This window comes from Streptomyces macrolidinus (assembly GCF_023887685.1).
Lineage (GTDB): Bacteria > Actinomycetota > Actinomycetes > Streptomycetales > Streptomycetaceae > Streptomyces > Streptomyces macrolidinus.
In genome coordinates, this window is sequence record NZ_JAMWMR010000014.1 from 1 (window position 1) to 17,425 (window position 17,425).

Sequence of the window (17,425 nt, forward strand, 5' to 3'; positions counted from 1 at the left end):
ACCCCACAGCTGGCACAGCTGAGCTCAAACTCCCAACGGCACCGTCCGCACTGCCCGCGGCGGCAGCCGTGGCCAGGGCGACGCCTGCAGCCAGCGTCGAGGCATCGCCCGTAACGCCCACAGCGCACATAATGCGCGTGCATAGAGCCGCAGGTCAGGAGCCCTTTGCGGCCGGTTCAAGGATCGCGACGCACTCCACATGATGCGTCATCGGAAACAGATCGAACGCCCGCAGCATCCGCACCCGGTACCCGCCCTCCCGGAAGTACCCGAGGTCGCGGGACAAGGCTGCCGGGTCGCAGGCCACGTAGGCGATGCGGCGGGCGGACAGGGACGTCAGGTGGGTCACCGTGGTGCGGCCCGCGCCCGCGCGGGGCGGGTCCAGGACGATCAGGTCGACCTCTGTGATGCCCGTGCGCGGGAGGACCGATTCGACCTTGCCCTGTTCGATACGGACGCGGTCGAAGTCGGCCAGGTTGTGCCGGGCGTCCTCCACCGCGCGCTTGCCCGACTCGATACCGAGCACCGCGCCCTGGTCGCCGACCCGGTCGGCGAGCGCGCCCGCGAAGAGGCCGACGCCGCAGTACAGGTCCAGCGCCATGTCGCCCTTGCGCGGCAGCAGTCCCTGCATCACCGCCGTCACCAGCGTGTCCGCCGCCTTCGGGTGGACCTGCCAGAAGCCGCCGCCCCCGACGCGGTACGTACGGCCGTCGGCGCGTTCGCGGACGAACGGGCGGCCGTGGACGCGGTGGACGCCGCCGGACTTCTCGTCCACCCGCAGCACCGACACCGGGCGGTCCAGCTCCACCAGGGGCAGCCGCGCGCCCGGCTCGGGCGTCAGGATGACCTGGCGGTCCTGCGAACCCGTCGCCGCGATCGCCTCGACGCAGTCCATGCCCGCCCAGTCACGCTTCTCGATGCCCAGCTCGCTGACACCCTCCGCGGCGATCATGCAGTGGTCGACCGGCTCCACCTCGTGCGAGCGGTGCCGCCGCAGCCCCGCGCGTCCGGAGGCGTCCACCGCGTACTGCACGCGCGTACGCCACTTCGGTACCTCGCCCGCCGGGAGCTTGTCGCCCTCGGCCGGGACCACCGTGCCGTCCCAGCCCGCCTCCTCGGGCGTGAGGCCCGCGAGCCGCCGCAGTTGCTCGGCGATCACCTCGCCCTTCAGTCGCCGCTGGGCACCCGGCTTGGCGTGCTGCCAGTCACAGCCGCCGCAGCGGCCCGGACCGGCGTACGGGCAGGGGGCGTCGATACGGTCCTTCGAGGCCTCCAGCACCCGCACCGCGTCCGCGCGAAGGAAGCGGGCTCCCTCCTCGCCCTCCGTCACCCGGGCCACGACGCGCTCGCCGGGCAGCGTGTGCCGGACGAAGAGGACCTGGCCCTCGTCGGTCCGGGCGATGCAGTGACCACCGTGGGCGACGGGGCCGATCTCGACCTCGTACTCCTCCCCCACCAGCGACTTCTTCGGTTCTGCCTGCATGGCGGGGTAACTCCACAACATCGAGAGGGAACGGCTGGACAACAGCCCACCAGTCTACGTGCTCCCCGCACGCGTCAGTTCCCGGCGCTGGGCTCCTTCGCCCGCGGCTCGGCCGGTCCGCGGCGCACCGCACCCGGCGCGTTCCAGTCCTGCCGCCTGCGGGCCCGGTCCCTCGCCGCCTCGGAGGACTGGAGCTGGTAGGGCACCGAGGTCACCATCACACCGGGGGTGAACAGGAGCCGCCCCTTGAGGCGCAGCGCGCTCTGGTTGTGCAGCAGATGCTCGTACCAGTGCCCCACCACGTACTCGGGGATGATCACGGACACGGCGTCGCGCGGCGACTCCCGGCGCAGGCTCTTGACGTACTCGATCACGGGCCGGGTGACCTCGCGGTACGGGGAGTCGAGGACCTTCAGCGGGACATCGATGCCGCGCCGCTCCCACTCGTCCTTGAGTGCCTTGGTCTCCGCCGGGTCGACGTTGACGCTGAGGGCCTCCAGGGTGTCCGACCGCAGCAGCTTGGCGTAGGCCAGGGCGCGCAGCGTGGGGCGGTGGATCTTGGAGATGAGCAGTACGGAGTGGACGCGTGAGGGGCGCACGCTGTCGTCGCTCGGCACCTCGGGGGCGGCGAGTTCGTCGGCCACGCGGTCGTAGTGCCGACGGATCGCGGTCATCGTCGCGTAGAAGATGCACATGCCGAGCAGGGCGACCCAGGCGCCGTGCGTGAACTTCGTGATGAGGACGACGACCAGGACCGTGCCGGTGAGGAAGGCGCCGAAGGTGTTGATGGCGCGCGAGCGCGTCATGTGGCGGCGCTTCGCCGGGTCCTTCTCGACGGCCAGGTGGCGGTTCCAGTGCTTGACCATGCCGATCTGGCTGAGCGTGAAGGACACGAACACGCCGACGATGTAGAGCTGGATCAGCCGGGTCGAGTCGGCGCCGTAGACCACGGTCAGCAGGACGGCCGCGCCCGCGAGCAGCACGATGCCGTTGGAGAAGGCGAGGCGGTCGCCGCGGGTGTGCAGTTGGCGGGGCAGATAGCGGTCCTGGGCCAAGATCGAGCCGAGCACCGGGAAGCCGTTGTAGGCGGTGTTGGCGGCGAGGAAGAGGACCAGCGCCGTCGCCGCGGCCAGGATGACGAACAGGAAGCTGCCCTTGCCGAAGACGGCCTCGGCGACCTGCGAGATCACCGGGTTCTGCACATAGTCCGAACCGACCGGGACGCCGTTGTGCAGCAGGTTGGTGGCCGGGTTGTCGGACATCCGGACCTTGGTCGTCATGGCCAGCGTGATGATTCCGCAGAACATCGTCACGGCCAGCAGACCGATCATCGCCAGCGTGCTCGCCGCGTTCTTCGACTTGGGCTTGCGGAAGGCGGGGACGCCGTTGGAGATCGCCTCGACACCGGTGAGCGCGGCGCAGCCGGAGGAGAAGGCGCGCAGCAGCAGGAAGACGAGAGCGAAACCGGCGAGTCCCTGGTGTTCGGCCTTGATGTGGAAATCGGCCGTCGGTGCGCGCATGGTGTCACCGAGGACAAGTCCGCGGAAGGCGCCCCAGGCGATCATGACGAAGACGCCGGTGACGAACACATACGTGGGGATCGCGAAGAGCGTGCCCGACTCCTTCACGCCGCGCAGGTTCATCAGCGTCAGCAGCACGATGACGGCGACCGCGCAGAGCACCTTGTGCTGGACGACGAAGGGGACCGCGGAGCCGAGGTTCTCGATGCCCGAGGAGATCGACACGGCGACCGTGAGGACGTAGTCGACGAGAAGCGCGCTGGCGACGGTCAGGCCCGCCCTGGGGCCGAGGTTGGTGGTCGCCACCTCGTAGTCGCCGCCGCCGCTCGGGTAGGCGTGCACGTTCTGCCGGTAGGAGGCGACCACGGTCAGCATCAGCACGGCGACAGCGACCGCTATCCAGGGGCTGAAGTGGTACGCCGACACACCCGCGATGGACAGGACCAGCAGGACCTCGCCGGGCGCGTACGCCACGGAGGACAGCGAGTCGGAAGCGAAGACGGGAAGTGCGATGCGCTTCGGCAGGAGCGTTTCGCCCAGCCGGTCACTGCGCAAGGCGCGCCCGATCAGGATGCGCTTGGGCACGTCGGTCAGTTTGGACACAAGAGAGGATCGTAAGGGTTCGAACTGGGGGCCGCCTCCCTCCTGACAGAGATCTGCCTCACGAGTGAATTTGCTGAGCAATCGGCTGCGGATTCCGCAGGTAAAGAGTTCGGCATGTCTATATGACGAAACCCCCATGACTTGCTTCCCGAACCCCCATATCTCGCGCTTCACGGAGGTTCCATGCACATGACCGCGGAACTCGTCGGTGCCGCCGTCGCACTCGTCGGCCTCGGAATCCTGACTCTTCTCGGTCTGCGCGGCATCAGCCGACGCTGACCACACCGGGCCGAGGGGGGTGCCCTACCCGGACCGGGCGTGTGTAGCTTGGGTAGCTTGGGCCGCGTCCGGAAGCCTCATCGGCGTCCGGACCCAGCCGTGACCACTGACACCGGAAGGACGGTCGTGCACATCGTCATCATGGGCTGCGGAAGAGTGGGTTCCGCTCTTGCCCAGACCCTGGAGCAACAGGGGCACACGGTCGCTGTGATCGACCAGGACCCCACCGCCTTCCGGCGGCTGGGCTCCGGGTTCGGCGGCCGTCGTGTCACCGGAGTCGGCTTCGACCAGGACACCCTGCGCGAGGCGGGCATCGAGGAGGCCGGCGCGTTCGCCGCCGTCTCCAGCGGTGACAACTCCAACATCATCGCCGCCCGGGTGGCCCGCGAGATGTTCGGCGTCGAGAATGTCGCGGCGCGTATCTACGACCCCCGGCGCGCCGAGGTCTACCAGCGGCTCGGTATCCCGACCGTCGCGACGGTCCGCTGGACGGCGGACCAGATGCTGCGGCGGCTGCTGCCCTCCGGCGCCGAGCCGCTGTGGCGCGACCCCACCGGTGGCGTCCAGCTCGCCGAGGTGCACACCGCGCCGGAGTGGGTCGGCCACAAGGTCAGCAGGCTGCAGGAGCAGACGGGCGTCCGCGTGGCGTTCCTCACCCGGCTCGGCGAGGCCATACTGCCCAGCTCGCAGACGGTGTTGCAGGAAGGCGACCTGGTGCACGTGATGATGCGGACGGACGACATCGAGAAGGTCGAGGCGGCGTTCGCCGAGGGTCCTGAGCGGGAGGGCGGTCACTGATGAGGGTCGCCATCGCCGGTGCCGGTGCCGTGGGCCGCTCCATCGCGGGCGAGCTGCTGGAGAACGGGCACGAGGTCCTGCTGATCGACAAGGCGCCGACCGCGATCTCGGTCGAGCGCGTTCCCCAGGCGGAGTGGCTGCTGGCCGACGCCTGCGAGATCACGTCCCTGGACGAGGCGGCGTTGCAGCGCTGCAACGTCGTGATCGCCGCGACGGGCGACGACAAGGTGAACCTGGTCGTGTCGCTGCTGGCGAAGACGGAGTACGGGGTCCCGCGGGTCGTCGCCCGGGTCAACAACCCCAAGAACGAGTGGCTGTTCAACGAGGCGTGGGGCGTGGACGTGGCCGTCTCCACCCCGCGCCTGATGTCGGCCCTGGTGGAGGAGGCGGTGAGCGTGGGCGACCTGGTCCGCCTGCTCCGCTTCAGCCATGGCGACGCGAACCTGGTCGAGCTGACCCTGCCGCCCGAGTCGGCGCTGGCCGGTACGCAGGTCGGTGACGTGGAGTGGCCCGAGGACACGTCCCTGGTGACGATCATCCGCGGCACGCGCGTGCTCACGCCTTCCCAGGAGGACTCCCTGGAGGCGGGCGACGAACTGCTGTTCGTGGCGGCCCAGGCACGGGAGGGACAGTTGGAGGACCTGCTGTCGGTACGCAGGGCGGAGACGGAGACGGCCGACTGACGGCGGTCGTACGTCGTACGTAGGCCGAAGGGGCACCCGGAAGACTCCGGGTGCCCCTTCGGCTTACGTACGTGCGGCTAGGCCTCGTGGCCCCTCGCGGCCTCCCTCTCCTTGGCCGCGGCCTCCTCGGCCTCCATCTCCGCGAACACGTCGATCGGCGCGGGCGCCTTCGCCAGGAACACCCAGGTGAGCCACACGGCCAGCAGGAACGGCGGGATCTTCAACGCGACCAGGACCCAGCCCAGTTGCGTGGTGTCCGCCCACCAGTACAGCGGGAAGAGGACCACGCACTTGGCGAGCAGGATCAGCCCCCAGGCCCAACTGGCCTTCGCGTACGCCTTCTTGCGGCCCGGATTGCGCGTACGCCAGGAGAGGTTCTCCTTGAAGACCGGGCCGAGGATCAGACCGATCAGCGGGACCCCGGCGAGTGTGGTGGCGATGTACGCCACGGCCAGGCCCAGCGTGTAGAGCATGCCCGGCAGATAGAAGTCCTTGGCCTTGCCGGTCATCATCGCGAAGACCACACCGAACGCCACCCCGAACACACCGCTGAAGGCGTGCTTGAGGGTGTCCCGCATCACGAGGCGGACCGCGACCAGCAGCAGCGACACCGCGACCGCGGCCGTCGCCGACCAGTACAGGTTCTTGTTGATCGTGTAGATGGTGACGAACAGAAGGCCGGGCACCATGGTCTCGACCATGCCCCGGACCCCGCCGAACGCCTCGAAGAGCGCGGCCTCCGTCACCGCCCGCGAATCCTGCTGGGCGTCTTCGGTCGGCTTCTCGAGTGACGTCACCGGCTACTCCCGTCCGAGGGGTCTGAGTTCGTACTTCGGGTTGAACAGCACTCTGCGGCCCCGGCTCATCGCGATCCGGCCCGAAGCGATCAGCTTGCGGCCCGGTTCTATGCCGACGATGGAGCGTCTGCCGAGCCACACCACGTCCAGCGCCGCCGAGCCGTCGAACAGTTCGGCCTCCAGGGCCGGGACCCCGGCCCGCGGGCGCAGCGTGACCGTGCGCAAGGTACCAGTAACCGTGACGATCTGCCGGTCCTGGCAGTCGCCGATGCGCGTACAGCCCGCGGTCTCGGCGTCCTCCCGCAGCTCCTCGGACTCGAGGTCCTCCTGCGAGGAGGACAGCCGGTCGAACATGCGCCGGAAGCGGCCCGCCGGCCTTTCCGATCGAGGAACCTCACTCATACCGAAAGCCTACCGGGGGGCACCGGCGCGGACGTAACCCGTGGTCGCGGTCACAGGCGGCCCCGGGACGCCCCGGCTCACTTCTCGAAGCGGTAGCCCATCCCCGGCTCCGTGATGAAGTGCCGCGGATGCGACGGGTCCGCCTCCAGCTTGCGCCGGAGCTGGGCCATGTAGACCCGCAGGTAGTTCGTCTCCGTGCCGTACGACGGCCCCCACACCTCCTGGAGGAGCTGCTTCTGGCTGACCAGACGGCCCGCGTTGCGGACGAGGACCTCCAGCAGATGCCACTCCGTGGGGGTCAGGCGTATGTCCTTCCCGGCCCGGTTGGCCTTCTTCGCGACCAGGTCGACGGTGAACCCCTCCGCCTTGACCAGCACGTCGTCCGCGCCGCCCCCGGTCGGCTCGGCCCGGCGCACGGCGGCGCGCAGGCGGGCGAGCAGCTCGTCCATGCCGAAGGGCTTGGTGACGTAGTCGTCGGCGCCCGCGTCCAGTGCCTCGACCTTCTCGTCCGAGGAGTGGCGGGCGGACAGCACCAGGATCGGGACCCGGGTCCAGCCGCGCAGCCCCTTGATCACGTCGACGCCGTCCATGTCGGGCAGCCCGAGGTCGAGCACCACGACGTCGGGGTGGCGGGCGGCGGCGAGCCGGAGCGCGGTCGCGCCGTCGGACGCCGAGTCGACCTCGTACTTGCGCGCCTTCAGGTTGATCACGAGGGCGCGTACGATCTGCGGCTCGTCGTCGACCACGAGCACCCGAGTCATGTGGTTTGCCTTTCTGCTTCGGCCTGTCGTGCCAAGTCGTGCGGGCCCCCCGCGGCCCGGAGGGTGAGGACCATCGTCAGCCCTCCGCCGGGGGTGTCCTCGGCGTTCAGCGTGCCGCCCATGGCCTCGGCGAAGCCGCGGGCGACCGCGAGGCCGAGACCGACGCCTGCGCCGCGCGGGGCGTCTCCGTAGCGCTGGAAGGGCTCGAAGATGCGCTCCTTCGCGTCGTCGGGCACGCCCGGACCGCGGTCGACGACACGGACCTCCACGCGCTCGGCGAGGGCGCTCGCGGACACCACCACCGGGGTGCCGAGGGGGCTGTACTTGACCGCGTTCTCGACGAGGTTGGCGACCGCGCGCTCCAGGAGTCCGGCGTCCACGGCGACCATCGGCAGGGTCTCCGGGATGTCCAGCTCCACGCTGTCCTCCGGGACCCCGCCGAGCGCCATGGGGACCACCTCGTCCAGGTCGATCCCGCGGATCAGCGGGGTCACCGTACCGGTCTGCAGCCGTGACATGTCCAGCAGGTTGTCGACGAGGTGGTCGAGGCGGTCGGCGCCCTCCTCGATCGCGGCGAGCAGCTCGGCCTGGTCCTCCTCGGACCACGCCACGTCGTCGGAGCGCAGGCTGGAGACCGCCGCCTTGATCGCCGACAGCGGCGTCCGCAGATCATGGCTGACGGCCGCGAGCAGCGCGGTACGGATGCGGTTGCCCTCGGCCAGCGCGCGGGCCTGCTCGGCCTCCTCCTGGAGCCGTCGGCGGTCCAGGACCACGGCGGCCTGCGCGCCGAAGGCGGCCAGCACCCGGCGGTCCGAGGCGGGCAGGACCCTCCCGGACAGCGCGAGCGCCATATGGTCGCCGACCGGTACGTCCACGTCCGCGTCCTCCGGCCGCTCGACGGGCGTGCCCGCGCCCACGCTGCCGGCGCAGGTCCACGGGTCGACCTCGCTCGTACGCTCCAGCAGCGCCACCGACTCCATGCCGAAGGTCTCGCGCACCCGTTCCAGCAGGGCCTCCAGGCTGGTCTCGCCGCGCAGCACGCTGCCCGCGAGGAAGGAGAGGATCTCCGACTCGGCGCGCAGCCGGGCCGCCTGGTGGGTGCGCCGGGCCGCCAGGTCCACCACCGACGCGACCGACACCCCCACCCCGACGAAGATGGCGATCGCGACCATGTTCTTCGGGTCGTAGACGGTCAGCCGGTGCAGCGGCGGTGTGTAGAAGTAGTTCAGCAGCAGGGAGCCGCCGGCCGCCGAGGCGAGCGCCGGCAGCAGCCCGCCGAGCAGCGCCGCGGCCACGGTCAGCGCCAGGAACAGCAGCATGTCGTTGGCGAGGCCGAGACGCACGGTGTTCAGCAGCAGCGTGAGGGCGACCGGACCGGCCACGCCGACCAGCCAGCCCGCGATGATGCGCGAGCGGCCGAGGCGTGCGCCGCGGGCGACGGGCAGGCCGCGCCCCTTGGCGGCCTCCTCGTGCGTGACGATGTGCACGTCGAGGTCGGGGCCGGACTCCCGGGCGACCGTGGCGCCGACGCCGGGTCCGAAGACGTACTGCCAGGCCTTGCGGCGCGAGGAGCCGAGCACGATCTGGGTGGCGTTGACGCCGCGCGCGAAGTCGAGCAGGGCCGCCGGGGTGTCGTCGCCGACCACATGGTGGAAGGTGCCGCCGAGGTCCTCGACGAGGGTGCGCTGGAGGGCGAGTTCCTTGGGCGAGGCCGAGGTCAGTCCGTCGCTGCGGGCGATGTAGACGGCCATGACCTCGCCGCCCGCGCCCTTCTCCGCCAGCCGTACGGCCCTGCGGATCAGGGTGCGCCCCTCGGGGCCGCCGGTCAGCCCGACGACGATCCGCTCCCGCGAGCCCCAGATCGTCGACACCTTGTGCTGGCTGCGGTACTCGTTCAGGTACTCGTCGACCCGGTCGGCGACCCAGAGCAGGGCCAGCTCCCGCAGCGCGGTCAGGTTCCCGGGCCGGAAGTAGTTCGACAGGGCCGCGTCGACCTTGTCGGGCTGGTAGATGTTGCCGTGGGCCATGCGCCGGCGCAGCGCCTGCGGCGACATGTCCACCAGTTCGATCTGGTCCGCGCGGCGCACCACCTCGTCGGGTACGGTCTCGCGCTGCCGTACGCCGGTGATCGACTCCACGACGTCACCGAGCGACTCCAGATGCTGGATGTTGACGGTCGAGACCACGTTGATCCCCGCGGCCAGCAGCTCCTCGACGTCCTGCCAGCGCTTGGCGTTGCGGGAGCCGGGCACGTTGGTGTGGGCGAGTTCGTCCACGAGCGCGACGGCGGGGGCGCGGCGCAGTACGGCGTCCACGTCCATCTCGGTGAAGGTGCTGCCGCGGTACTCCAGCGCCCTGCGCGGGACTTGCTCCAGGCCGTGCAGCATCACCTCGGTACGGGGCCGGTCGTGGTGCTCCACGAAGCCGACCACGCAGTCGGTGCCCCGCTCGACCCGGCGATGGGCCTCGGAGAGCATCGCATAGGTCTTGCCCACGCCCGGTGCCGCACCGAGGTAGATCCGAAGCTTGCCGCGTCCCATGGCCTCATTGTCTTCCTCGTCGCAGCTCAGCACGCTGCGTAGACCTTACGGCCAATAATCACGGCAAAAGGGGCGGGGGACACGCCCGGGGGTGTCTTTGACGGAACCCTGATGCGGGCCGCCCCGGGGACCCGGCGCGAGGGCACACGCAGGGGAAAGGCCGCACCCCTCCGTGAGTGGTGCGGCCTGCTCTTCGTACGAGGTACGAGCCCTCGGGCCGGTCGGCGGTCAGCGGACCTCGGTGATCTCGGGGCCGCGCTGGAGCTGGCCCATGCTGCCGGAGAAGCGCGAGGCGCCTTCCTCCTGCTGCACGCCGCCCTCGGGCACCATCTGCGCGTCGTTCGGCAGCTTCAGCACGATCGGGTCGCGCGGCGCCATGGGGCCTTCGCCCCGGACGACGACCGTGTCCCGGAAGATCTGCTCCAGCAGACCCGCGGCCTGCGGCTGCACGGCGCCCTGTCCGGAGATCACACCCCGCAGGAACCAGCGGGGGCCGTCCACGCCGACGAACCGCACGACCTGGAATCCGCCCGTGCCGTCCGGAAGCTGGACCGGTACCTGCGCGCGCAGCTCCCAGCCCAGCGGCCCCTCGGCCTCGTCGATGATGCCGCCCTGCTGGGTGATGCCGCTGCCGATCTCCTCGCGGACCTCGCCCCAGATGCCCTCGCGCTTGGGAGCCGCGAAGGCCTGCAACTGGATGGCGCTGTCGCGCAGGACGACGGTCGCCGCGACGATCGCGTCACCCGCGACCTCGACCCGCAGCTCCATGCCCTCGACTCCGGGCACGAACAGACCGCCCAGGTCCACGCGGCCCTCGGCGGGCTCACGGACCTCGGAGCTGTCCCAGGGACCCTCGGGTCGCGGCGCCGGTTCGAGCCTCACGCGCTCGCGCTCGGCCTCGTCCGCGTCAGTGTCGACACCGTCGACGACCTGCTCGGCCTCGCCGGCCGCGCTGTCGGCGGCATCCTTCTTGTTCCGACGTCCGAACACGTCACTGTCCTTCCCGGTCGGATACGACCGAAGCGTATCGATTCCCACCCGTTGTGCCGCCCACGGCGGCATGACCGCCGGTGGACCCGAAGCCCCCCTCGGCCCGCGCCGAATCGGGAAGCTCCGCGACCTCCTGGAAGCGGACCCTCTCGACCTGCTGGACGACCAGTTGGGCAATCCGGTCGAAGCGCTCGAACCGCACCGGTTCGCGCGGATCGAGGTTCACCACGATCACCTTGATCTCCCCACGGTACCCGGCATCAACCGTCCCTGGGGCATTCACGAGGGCGACACCGCAGCGCGCGGCAAGCCCGGAGCGCGGATGCACAAACGCCGCGTACCCCTCGGGGAGCGCTACAGACACACCTGTGGGCAGTACGGCACGCTCACCGGGGGCCAGCTCGCAGCTCTCGGTGGTGCGCAGATCGGCTCCCGCGTCGCCGGGATGCGCGTACGCGGGAAGCGGTACGTCCGGGTCGATACGCCGGATCAGCACGTTCAGGGGGGCAGGGGTCACGGGTTCACCTCGAAGGCACGGGCACGCCGGACCTGGTCCGGGTCGCTCATCGCCGCCTGGATCTCCTCCGGGCGGCCGTTGTCGATGAAGTGGTCGACCTTCACCTCGATGAAGAGGGCCTGGGCGCGGACGGCGACGGGCCCGTCCGGGCCGCCTATCCGTCCGGTCGCCCTCGAGTAGATCTTGCGCCCCGCGACCGCCGTGACCTCGGCTTCCAGATGAAGCACGGTGTCGACGGGGACGGGCCGCACGAAGTCGGTCTCCAGGCGGCCGGTCACCGCGATGGTACGCAGCAGCCAGTTCAGCGAGCCGAGGGTCTCGTCGAGGGCGGTGGTGAGGAGCCCGCCGTGCGCGAGGCCCGGCGCGCCCTGGTGGGCGGCGCGCACGGTGAACTCGGCGGTCAGGGCGACTCCCTCACCGGCCCGCGCCTGGAGGTGCAGTCCGTGCGGCTGCTCGCCTCCGCAACCGAAACACTGTTCGTAGTGGGCGCCGAGCAGTTCGCCCGGGGCGGGCGCGTCGGGGTGCCGTACGGGCGCCAGGGCGTCGGCGGGGGGCGTCAGAGCTGCGGAAGTACCACTCACAGCCGCAGACCTTACCCGCGCGTGAGGACGGTCCGGACATCGTGCCAAGCTTGGCCTCATGCAGCTCTCCGCGTCACCGTACGAAGAACGTCTCACCGCGCCCCGTAGCTGGTGGCTGATGTGTCTCCTGATCGGCTGCTCGATGGCCCTGATCCTCACCCCCTTCGGCACGCTGCCGCTGCTGGGCGGGCTGGTCGGCGGCACCGCGGTCGCGGCGGTCGTGGCCAGCTCGTACGGTTCCGTCCGCATCCGTGTGGTGGGGGACTCGCTGATCGCGGGCGAGGCGAAGATCCCGCTGTCGGCCCTCGGTGACACGGAGATCCTGGACCAGGAGGAGGCGCGCGCCTGGCGCACCTACAAGGCGAACCCGCACGCCTTCATGCTTCTTCGCGCCTACATCCCGACGGCTGTGAAGATCGAGGTCACGGACCCGGCGGACCCGACCCCGTATCTGTATCTGTCGACACGGGAGCCGCAGCGCCTGGCGGCAGCGCTCAAGGCGGCAGCGGCCAAGGGCTAGCCGAGGGCTCAGGGGCCGAGTTCCAGGGGGTCGGCGGGCTTCTCCAGCGGCGGCAGTTCGGGCAGTTCCGCCCAGGGCACCTGCATCCGCCGCAGGTCCGCGCGGATACGCTCCGCGAGCCGCCTGGTGTCCCGCCGGTTCATGACCGCGCCCACCGTGGCGCCCACCATGAACGGCATGAGGTTCGGCAGGTCCCGGACCATGCGCTTCATGATCTGCTGGCGCAGTTCGCGCTTCATCTGTCCGCCGAAGGCCGCGTCGATCGTCGACGGCTTGGCGACCCGGATCCCGCGCTCCCCGGTCCAGGACCTCAGATACGTGGTGCTGCGCTGGGTGAGACCGCCGGACGGGCGAACGCCGTAGACCTCGTACAGCTCGGCGATCAGCTTCATCTCGACCGCCGCGACGCCGGTGATCTCCGTGGCCAGCTCGGTCGGCATGGCGGGCGGTACCGGCAGCATCGCCACGGCGCCCACCCCGGCTCCGACCACGGCCGATGCCCCTGCCGCGCCTGCGACGAGCTTGTCCGCGAGTTCCTCGGGTCCGAGGCCGGGGAACTGCCTGCGGAGGGTCGCGAGATCCCGTACGGGGATGCGCGGGGGCAGTTCGATGATCCGGTCCGTGAGGTACGCCAGCCCCGCCTTGGCTTGGCTGCCGCCCTTGCGGACGCCCTCCTGGATTCCGCGCCTGACGGCAGCCGCACGGCGCCGTGCGACCGGTGCGGGCACTGCGGCCGGCACCGTCGGCCCACCGGGGGCCGTGGGCGTGGGTGTCGGTTCGAGCGAGGCTGCTCCGGTGGCGGAAGAGCCTCGCTCGTCGTCACGCACGCGGTGAGAGCCGTCGTACGGCTCGTGGTCCGCTTCCCTGCGCGAGAAGCGGCGCTTCCGAGGAGGGGTCGAGCCAGTCACGGCCGACCCCTGCTCAGTCGCAGTCGCGGCAGATCGGCTGACCGTTCTTCTCCCGGGCCAGCTGGCTGCGGTGGTGCACCAGGAAGCAGCTCATGCACGTGAACTCGTCCTGCTGCTTCGGCAGCACCCGGACGGCCAATTCCTCGTTGGAGAGATCGGCGCCCGGGAGCTCCAGGCCCTCGGCGGCCTCGAACTCGTCGACGTCGACGGCGGAGGCGGACTTGTCGTTCCGCCGAGCCTTCAGCTCTTCAAGGCTGTCGGAGTCGACATCGTCATCGGTCTTGCGTGGAGTGTCGTAATCGGTTGCCATTTCGCTCTCCCCCTCTGGGTGTCTGCGGGTGTCTCCAGCGCACGTAACGCGTGAGAGGCCGGACTTGTGCCCGCCTCGAGGCGGAGATTTTGCCTCACATCAAGGTCTGTTACTCAATCGACACCCAACCGGACTCCTCAAGAGTGATCGGGTTGGATGGCGAACCGGACCGTACACGGTCCCTGTGCCGCATTTCAAAGGCATCTCATCGTGTACTTCCCGTGATCAAGGGCCCAGAAAACCCGGATTTTCCCGATGTTTGGGACCTTGTGCGATCACGGAGAGTGGGTGGCCGGAATCGCGCTCCTGTGATCGATCACACAGGGCGCGACCGTGTCCAGAACCCGGGAATTCCGCACGTGGCGAACACGGGCCGGACCGTGCAAGGCCTCAGACGGGCAGGGTAACTCGCATCACCAGGCCACCCCCCTCACGAGGCTGCGCGGTGATGTGACCACCGTGGGCGCGCGCCACGGACCTCGCGATGGAAAGGCCCAGGCCGACGCCCTTGTCGCTGCCCGTGCGCTCGTTGCGCAGGCGTGTGAAGGGCTCGAAGAGGTTGTCGATCTCGTAGGCGGGGACCACGGGTCCGGTGTTGGAGACCAGCAGGACCGCCTGGCCGTGCTGGACCTCGGTCGTCACCTCGACCCAGCCGCCCTCCGGGACGTTGTAGCGCACCGCGTTCTGGACGAGGTTCAGGGCGATCCGTTCCAGCAGGACGCCATTGCCCTGGACGACCGCCGCGGAGCGTTCGCCGCGGATCTCGACTCCCTTGGACTCCGCCTCGGCATGCACCTGGTCGATGGCCCGGGAGGCCACTTCGGCGAGGTCGACGGGCTTGCGCTCGACGATCTGGTTGTCGCTGCGGGCGAGCAGCAGCAGCCCTTCCACGAGCTGCTCGCTGCGCTCGTTGGTGGCCAGCAGCGTCTTCCCGAGCTGCTGGAGCTCGACCGGGGCGCCGGGGTCGGAGAGGTGCACCTCCAGGAGCGTGCGATTGATCGCGAGGGGGGTGCGCAGCTCGTGCGAGGCGTTGCCGACGAACCGTTGCTGGGCCGTGAAGGCCCGCTGCAGCCGCTCCAGCATGTCGTCGAAGGTGTCCGCCAGCTCCTTCAGCTCGTCGTCCGGGCCGTCCAGTTCGATACGGCGGGACAGGTCCGATCCGGCCACCGCGCGGGCCGTGCGCGTGATCCGGCCGAGCGGCGACAGCACGCGTCCGGCCATCGCGTACCCGAAGGCGAAGGCGATCACGGCGAGGCCGAGCAGGGCCAACAGCGAGCGGCTGAGGAGGTTGTCCAGGGCGTGCTGGCGCTGTTCGTTCGCGCACGCGTTCATCGCGTCGTTCAGCTCGCTGGCCGACGGGCGGGACGGGAAGTTGCAACTGTCGCTGATCACCTGACCAGAGATGATCTTGAACGGCAGCTCGCTGCCCACGTTGAGCGCGTGCGCCGCGAACAGATAGATGATCGACAGCAGCAGGATGCCCGCGATCAGGAACATGCCGCCGTACAGCAGCGTGAGCCGTATCCGGATGGTCGGGCGCAGCCAGGGGAACGGGGGCTCGGGCCTGCGGGGGTTCCAGGTGGGCTTGGGCGGCGCCGAGGGCGGCGCGGGGGTGGGGGCCACGGTGATCAGATCCGGTATCCGGAGCCGGGCACGGTGACGATGACCGGGGGCTCGCCCAGCTTGCGGCGCAGGGTCATGACCGTCACGCGTACGACGTTGGTGAAGGGGTCCGTGTTCTCGTCCCAGGCCTTCTCCAGGAGCTGCTCGGCCGAGACGACGGCGCCCTCGCTGCGCATGAGGACTTCGAGGACGGCGAACTCCTTGGGGGCGAGCTGGACCTCCCTGCCGTCGCGGAAGACCTCGCGGCGGTTGGGGTCGAGCTTGATCCCGGCGCGCTCCAGGACGGGCGGCAGCGGCATGCTCGTACGCCGCCCGAGGGCGCGCACGCGCGCGATCAGCTCGCTGAACGCGAACGGCTTGGGGAGGTAGTCGTCGGCGCCGATCTCCAGGCCTTCCACACGGTCGCTGACGTCGCCCGACGCCGTGAGCATCAGCACACGCGTGGGCATGCCCAGCTCGACGATCTTGCGGCAGACGTCGTCGCCGTGCACCAGCGGGAGATCGCGGTCGAGGACGACCACGTCGTAGTCGTTGACGCCGATGCGCTCCAGGGCCGCCGCACCGTCGTACACGACGTCGACGGCCATGGCCTCCCGGCGCAGTCCGGTGGCCACCGCATCGGCGAGCAGTTGCTCGTCCTCGACGACGAGTACGCGCACGTCGTTTGTCCTTCCTCTGTCCACCCGCGCGACCTGATCGCGCGCACCCCGCAGGGCTGGGCTGTCTGGATGATGGGCTCCATCCTGCCCTTTTCGACCATAAACCGGCTGTAAGAGGGGTGGGGAGGCGGGCAGGAGCGGCCCGGCTGCCCGGGAATGCGAAATTTTCTCGCCCCCGTGAGGTTTCCACGGAAGAAGGCGAGGGGAGGACGGGTTTACACCCCACGATCACGCTCTGCGCGTGGCACACCACCCTGTGGTCGGCCGCCCACCGCTTTCCGTCGTGATCGTTTCCCTTCCCGAAGGCACACACCCCGTGCCACCGATCCCACGACCCAGGACGAGGGGGCGCAGCATGGACGCATTCACCGCAGGGCTTCTCCAGCGCATACGGGCTACCGAGTCCGACCTGACGCGGGCCCGCGAAACCGGCGACGACTTCCTCGCGGAGGTCGAGCAGTCGGAACTCGACGATCTGCACCGCCTTGCCGCCGAGCACGGTGTGGAAGTCGGCGCGACGCGCGCCTGAGCGGCACGTAGAAGCACGCGGCGGGGCCCCGGCAGATCCAGGCCGGGGCCCCGCCGCGTGCGGTGCGGCGCGGTGACGCGTCGCGGTCGGGCGCGGTCAGTCGTGCCAGGCGCCCAGGTCGTCCAGGCGGGCCTGGAGGACCTCGAACAGGCCGGGCGGAGCCGCGATGGTCAGGGCCGGGGAGAGCGGCTCTCCGGGGCGGCCTCCGGTCAGGGCGCCCGCCTCGCGGGCGATCAGGTCGCCCGCCGCGTAGTCCCAGGGGTTCAGCCCGCGCTCGTAGTACGCGTCCAGGCGGCCCGCCGCCACGTCGCACAGGTCGATCGCGGCGGAGCCGCCCCGGCGGATGTCCCGTACCTCGGGGATGAGCTGCCGGACGACCTCGGCCTGGTGGGCCTTGCGCTCGGCAAGGTAGCCGAAGCCGGTGCTCACGAGGGCGAGGCTCGGCTCGGCCGCGGGGCGCACGCGCGCGGGGCGGTCGTTGACGAACGCGCCCTGGCCCTTGACGGCCCGGAAGAGCTCCCCGCGCATCGGCGCGTGGACGACCCCGACGAGCGTCTCCCCGTCCTTGCGGGCCGCTATCGAGATCGCCCAACTGGGCAGTCCGTAGAGGTAGTTGACGGTGCCGTCGATCGGGTCGATCACCCACTCGACGCCGCTGCTGCCCTCGACGCTGGCGCCTTCCTCGCCGAGCAGGCCGTCGTCCGGCCTGCGGTCGGTGAGCAGGCCGGTGATCAGCTTCTCGGCCTCGATGTCCATCTCGGTGACGACGTCGATGGCGCTGGACTTGGTGGCCGCCACGCCGAGGTCCTCGGGGCGTCCGTCGCGCAGGAACGTGCCCGCGCGCGTGGCGGCGTCCAGGGCGATCTCGAGGAGTTCTGCCGTCAGTCGGCCGGACGGTTCGGGCTGTTCGCTCACGGTGCTC

The 17,425-nt window shown here is 70.3% G+C and carries 18 protein-coding genes; 4 read left to right on the forward strand and 14 right to left on the reverse strand.

All coding sequences use genetic code 11. The features are described 5' to 3' along the window. Nucleotides 1–154 precede the first annotated feature (154 nt). Together NGF19_RS16860 and NGF19_RS16865 are read right to left on the reverse strand one after the other, a co-directional pair. Complete coding sequence (locus tag NGF19_RS16860; protein WP_252425760.1) at nucleotides 155–1,483, reverse strand: class I SAM-dependent RNA methyltransferase; 1,329 nt, start codon at nucleotides 1,481–1,483, stop codon at nucleotides 155–157. Between the two features lie 74 nt (nucleotides 1,484–1,557). Further along, the gene (locus tag NGF19_RS16865) at nucleotides 1,558–3,606 is read right to left on the reverse strand and encodes an APC family permease (RefSeq protein ID WP_252425761.1); all 2,049 of its coding nucleotides are present in this window, start codon (nucleotides 3,604–3,606) and stop codon (nucleotides 1,558–1,560) included. A 405-nt stretch (nucleotides 3,607–4,011) separates the two neighbouring features. On the opposite strand from NGF19_RS16865, the gene NGF19_RS16870 reads away from it, so the two are divergent. Both NGF19_RS16870 and NGF19_RS16875 read left to right on the forward strand, forming a co-directional pair. After that, nucleotides 4,012–4,683 carry a potassium channel family protein gene (locus NGF19_RS16870; protein WP_252425879.1) on the forward strand — a complete coding sequence of 224 codons (672 nt, stop codon included), beginning with the start codon at nucleotides 4,012–4,014 and terminating at the stop codon, nucleotides 4,681–4,683. Continuing rightward, nucleotides 4,683–5,366, forward strand: coding sequence for a potassium channel family protein (locus NGF19_RS16875; protein WP_252425762.1), 684 nt, complete (start codon nucleotides 4,683–4,685; stop codon nucleotides 5,364–5,366). Before NGF19_RS16870 ends, NGF19_RS16875 begins: the two co-directional genes overlap by 1 nt. 77 nt (nucleotides 5,367–5,443) lie before the next feature. On the opposite strand, the gene NGF19_RS16880 is transcribed toward NGF19_RS16875, so the two are convergent. The 7 genes from NGF19_RS16880 to NGF19_RS16910 all read right to left on the reverse strand — a co-directional run bounded on the left by NGF19_RS16880 (nucleotide 5,444) and on the right by NGF19_RS16910 (nucleotide 11,954). Then, the gene (locus tag NGF19_RS16880; protein WP_252425763.1) at nucleotides 5,444–6,163 is read right to left on the reverse strand and encodes a DUF3159 domain-containing protein; all 720 of its coding nucleotides are present in this window, start codon (nucleotides 6,161–6,163) and stop codon (nucleotides 5,444–5,446) included. A gap of 3 nt (nucleotides 6,164–6,166) precedes the next feature. Continuing rightward, nucleotides 6,167–6,565, reverse strand: coding sequence for an OB-fold nucleic acid binding domain-containing protein (locus NGF19_RS16885; RefSeq protein ID WP_252425764.1), 399 nt, complete (start codon nucleotides 6,563–6,565; stop codon nucleotides 6,167–6,169). A 77-nt stretch (nucleotides 6,566–6,642) separates the two neighbouring features. Next, entirely contained in the window at nucleotides 6,643–7,326 is a 684-nt protein-coding gene (locus NGF19_RS16890) for a response regulator (RefSeq protein WP_252425765.1), read from the reverse strand. Beyond that, the gene (locus NGF19_RS16895) at nucleotides 7,323–9,866 is read right to left on the reverse strand and encodes an ATP-binding protein (protein WP_252425766.1); all 2,544 of its coding nucleotides are present in this window, start codon (nucleotides 9,864–9,866) and stop codon (nucleotides 7,323–7,325) included. Before NGF19_RS16895 ends, NGF19_RS16890 begins: the two co-directional genes overlap by 4 nt. A 228-nt stretch (nucleotides 9,867–10,094) precedes the next feature. After that, nucleotides 10,095–10,856: a DUF3710 domain-containing protein gene (locus tag NGF19_RS16900; RefSeq protein ID WP_252425767.1), complete on the reverse strand. Its 762-nt coding sequence runs from the start codon at nucleotides 10,854–10,856 to the stop codon at nucleotides 10,095–10,097. 1 nt (nucleotide 10,857) lies between these two features. Further along, complete coding sequence (dut, locus tag NGF19_RS16905) at nucleotides 10,858–11,373, reverse strand: dUTP diphosphatase (RefSeq protein WP_252425768.1); 516 nt, start codon at nucleotides 11,371–11,373, stop codon at nucleotides 10,858–10,860. After that, nucleotides 11,370–11,954: a PaaI family thioesterase gene (locus tag NGF19_RS16910; protein WP_252425769.1), complete on the reverse strand. Its 585-nt coding sequence runs from the start codon at nucleotides 11,952–11,954 to the stop codon at nucleotides 11,370–11,372. The genes dut and NGF19_RS16910 overlap by 4 nt, the downstream gene beginning before the upstream one ends. Nucleotides 11,955–12,012: 58 nt before the next feature. Here NGF19_RS16910 and NGF19_RS16915 point away from each other — a divergent pair, with 58 nt between their 5' ends. After that, complete coding sequence (locus NGF19_RS16915) at nucleotides 12,013–12,474, forward strand: DUF3093 domain-containing protein (RefSeq protein WP_252425770.1); 462 nt, start codon at nucleotides 12,013–12,015, stop codon at nucleotides 12,472–12,474. An 8-nt stretch (nucleotides 12,475–12,482) separates the two neighbouring features. Here NGF19_RS16915 and NGF19_RS16920 read toward each other — a convergent pair whose 3' ends face one another. The 4 genes from NGF19_RS16920 to NGF19_RS16935 form a co-directional block, all read right to left on the reverse strand. Further along, nucleotides 12,483–13,382 (reverse strand): hypothetical protein, encoded by a 900-nt coding sequence (locus tag NGF19_RS16920; protein ID WP_252425771.1) that lies wholly within the window; start codon nucleotides 13,380–13,382, stop codon nucleotides 12,483–12,485. Between the two features lie 13 nt (nucleotides 13,383–13,395). Further along, nucleotides 13,396–13,692, reverse strand: coding sequence for a DUF4193 domain-containing protein (locus NGF19_RS16925; RefSeq protein WP_003993510.1), 297 nt, complete (start codon nucleotides 13,690–13,692; stop codon nucleotides 13,396–13,398). A gap of 390 nt (nucleotides 13,693–14,082) precedes the next feature. Beyond that, nucleotides 14,083–15,315, reverse strand: coding sequence for a sensor histidine kinase (locus NGF19_RS16930; protein ID WP_252425772.1), 1,233 nt, complete (start codon nucleotides 15,313–15,315; stop codon nucleotides 14,083–14,085). A 5-nt stretch (nucleotides 15,316–15,320) separates the two neighbouring features. Next, nucleotides 15,321–15,974, reverse strand: coding sequence for a response regulator transcription factor (locus NGF19_RS16935; protein ID WP_252425773.1), 654 nt, complete (start codon nucleotides 15,972–15,974; stop codon nucleotides 15,321–15,323). 355 nt (nucleotides 15,975–16,329) lie between these two features. Between NGF19_RS16935 and NGF19_RS16940 the strand changes: the two genes are divergently transcribed. Further along, nucleotides 16,330–16,503, forward strand: coding sequence for a hypothetical protein (locus NGF19_RS16940; protein WP_252425774.1), 174 nt, complete (start codon nucleotides 16,330–16,332; stop codon nucleotides 16,501–16,503). Between the two features lie 96 nt (nucleotides 16,504–16,599). On the opposite strand, the gene NGF19_RS16945 is transcribed toward NGF19_RS16940, so the two are convergent. After that, nucleotides 16,600–17,418 carry an inositol monophosphatase family protein gene (locus NGF19_RS16945; RefSeq protein ID WP_252425775.1) on the reverse strand — a complete coding sequence of 273 codons (819 nt, stop codon included), beginning with the start codon at nucleotides 17,416–17,418 and terminating at the stop codon, nucleotides 16,600–16,602. Nucleotides 17,419–17,425: the final 7 nt, after the last annotated feature.

Coding starts and splice junctions, on each gene's coding strand:
- NGF19_RS16860 (WP_252425760.1), bottom strand. CDS start 1,483: ATGCAGGCAGAACCGAAGAAGTCGCTGGTGGGGGAGGAGTACGAGGTC.
- NGF19_RS16915 (WP_252425770.1), top strand. CDS start 12,013: ATGCAGCTCTCCGCGTCACCGTACGAAGAACGTCTCACCGCGCCCCGT.
- NGF19_RS16925 (WP_003993510.1), bottom strand. CDS start 13,692: ATGGCAACCGATTACGACACTCCACGCAAGACCGATGACGATGTCGAC.
- NGF19_RS16895 (WP_252425766.1), bottom strand. CDS start 9,866: ATGGGACGCGGCAAGCTTCGGATCTACCTCGGTGCGGCACCGGGCGTG.
- NGF19_RS16875 (WP_252425762.1), top strand. CDS start 4,683: ATGAGGGTCGCCATCGCCGGTGCCGGTGCCGTGGGCCGCTCCATCGCG.
- NGF19_RS16940 (WP_252425774.1), top strand. CDS start 16,330: ATGGACGCATTCACCGCAGGGCTTCTCCAGCGCATACGGGCTACCGAG.
- NGF19_RS16885 (WP_252425764.1), bottom strand. CDS start 6,565: ATGAGTGAGGTTCCTCGATCGGAAAGGCCGGCGGGCCGCTTCCGGCGC.
- NGF19_RS16890 (WP_252425765.1), bottom strand. CDS start 7,326: ATGACTCGGGTGCTCGTGGTCGACGACGAGCCGCAGATCGTACGCGCC.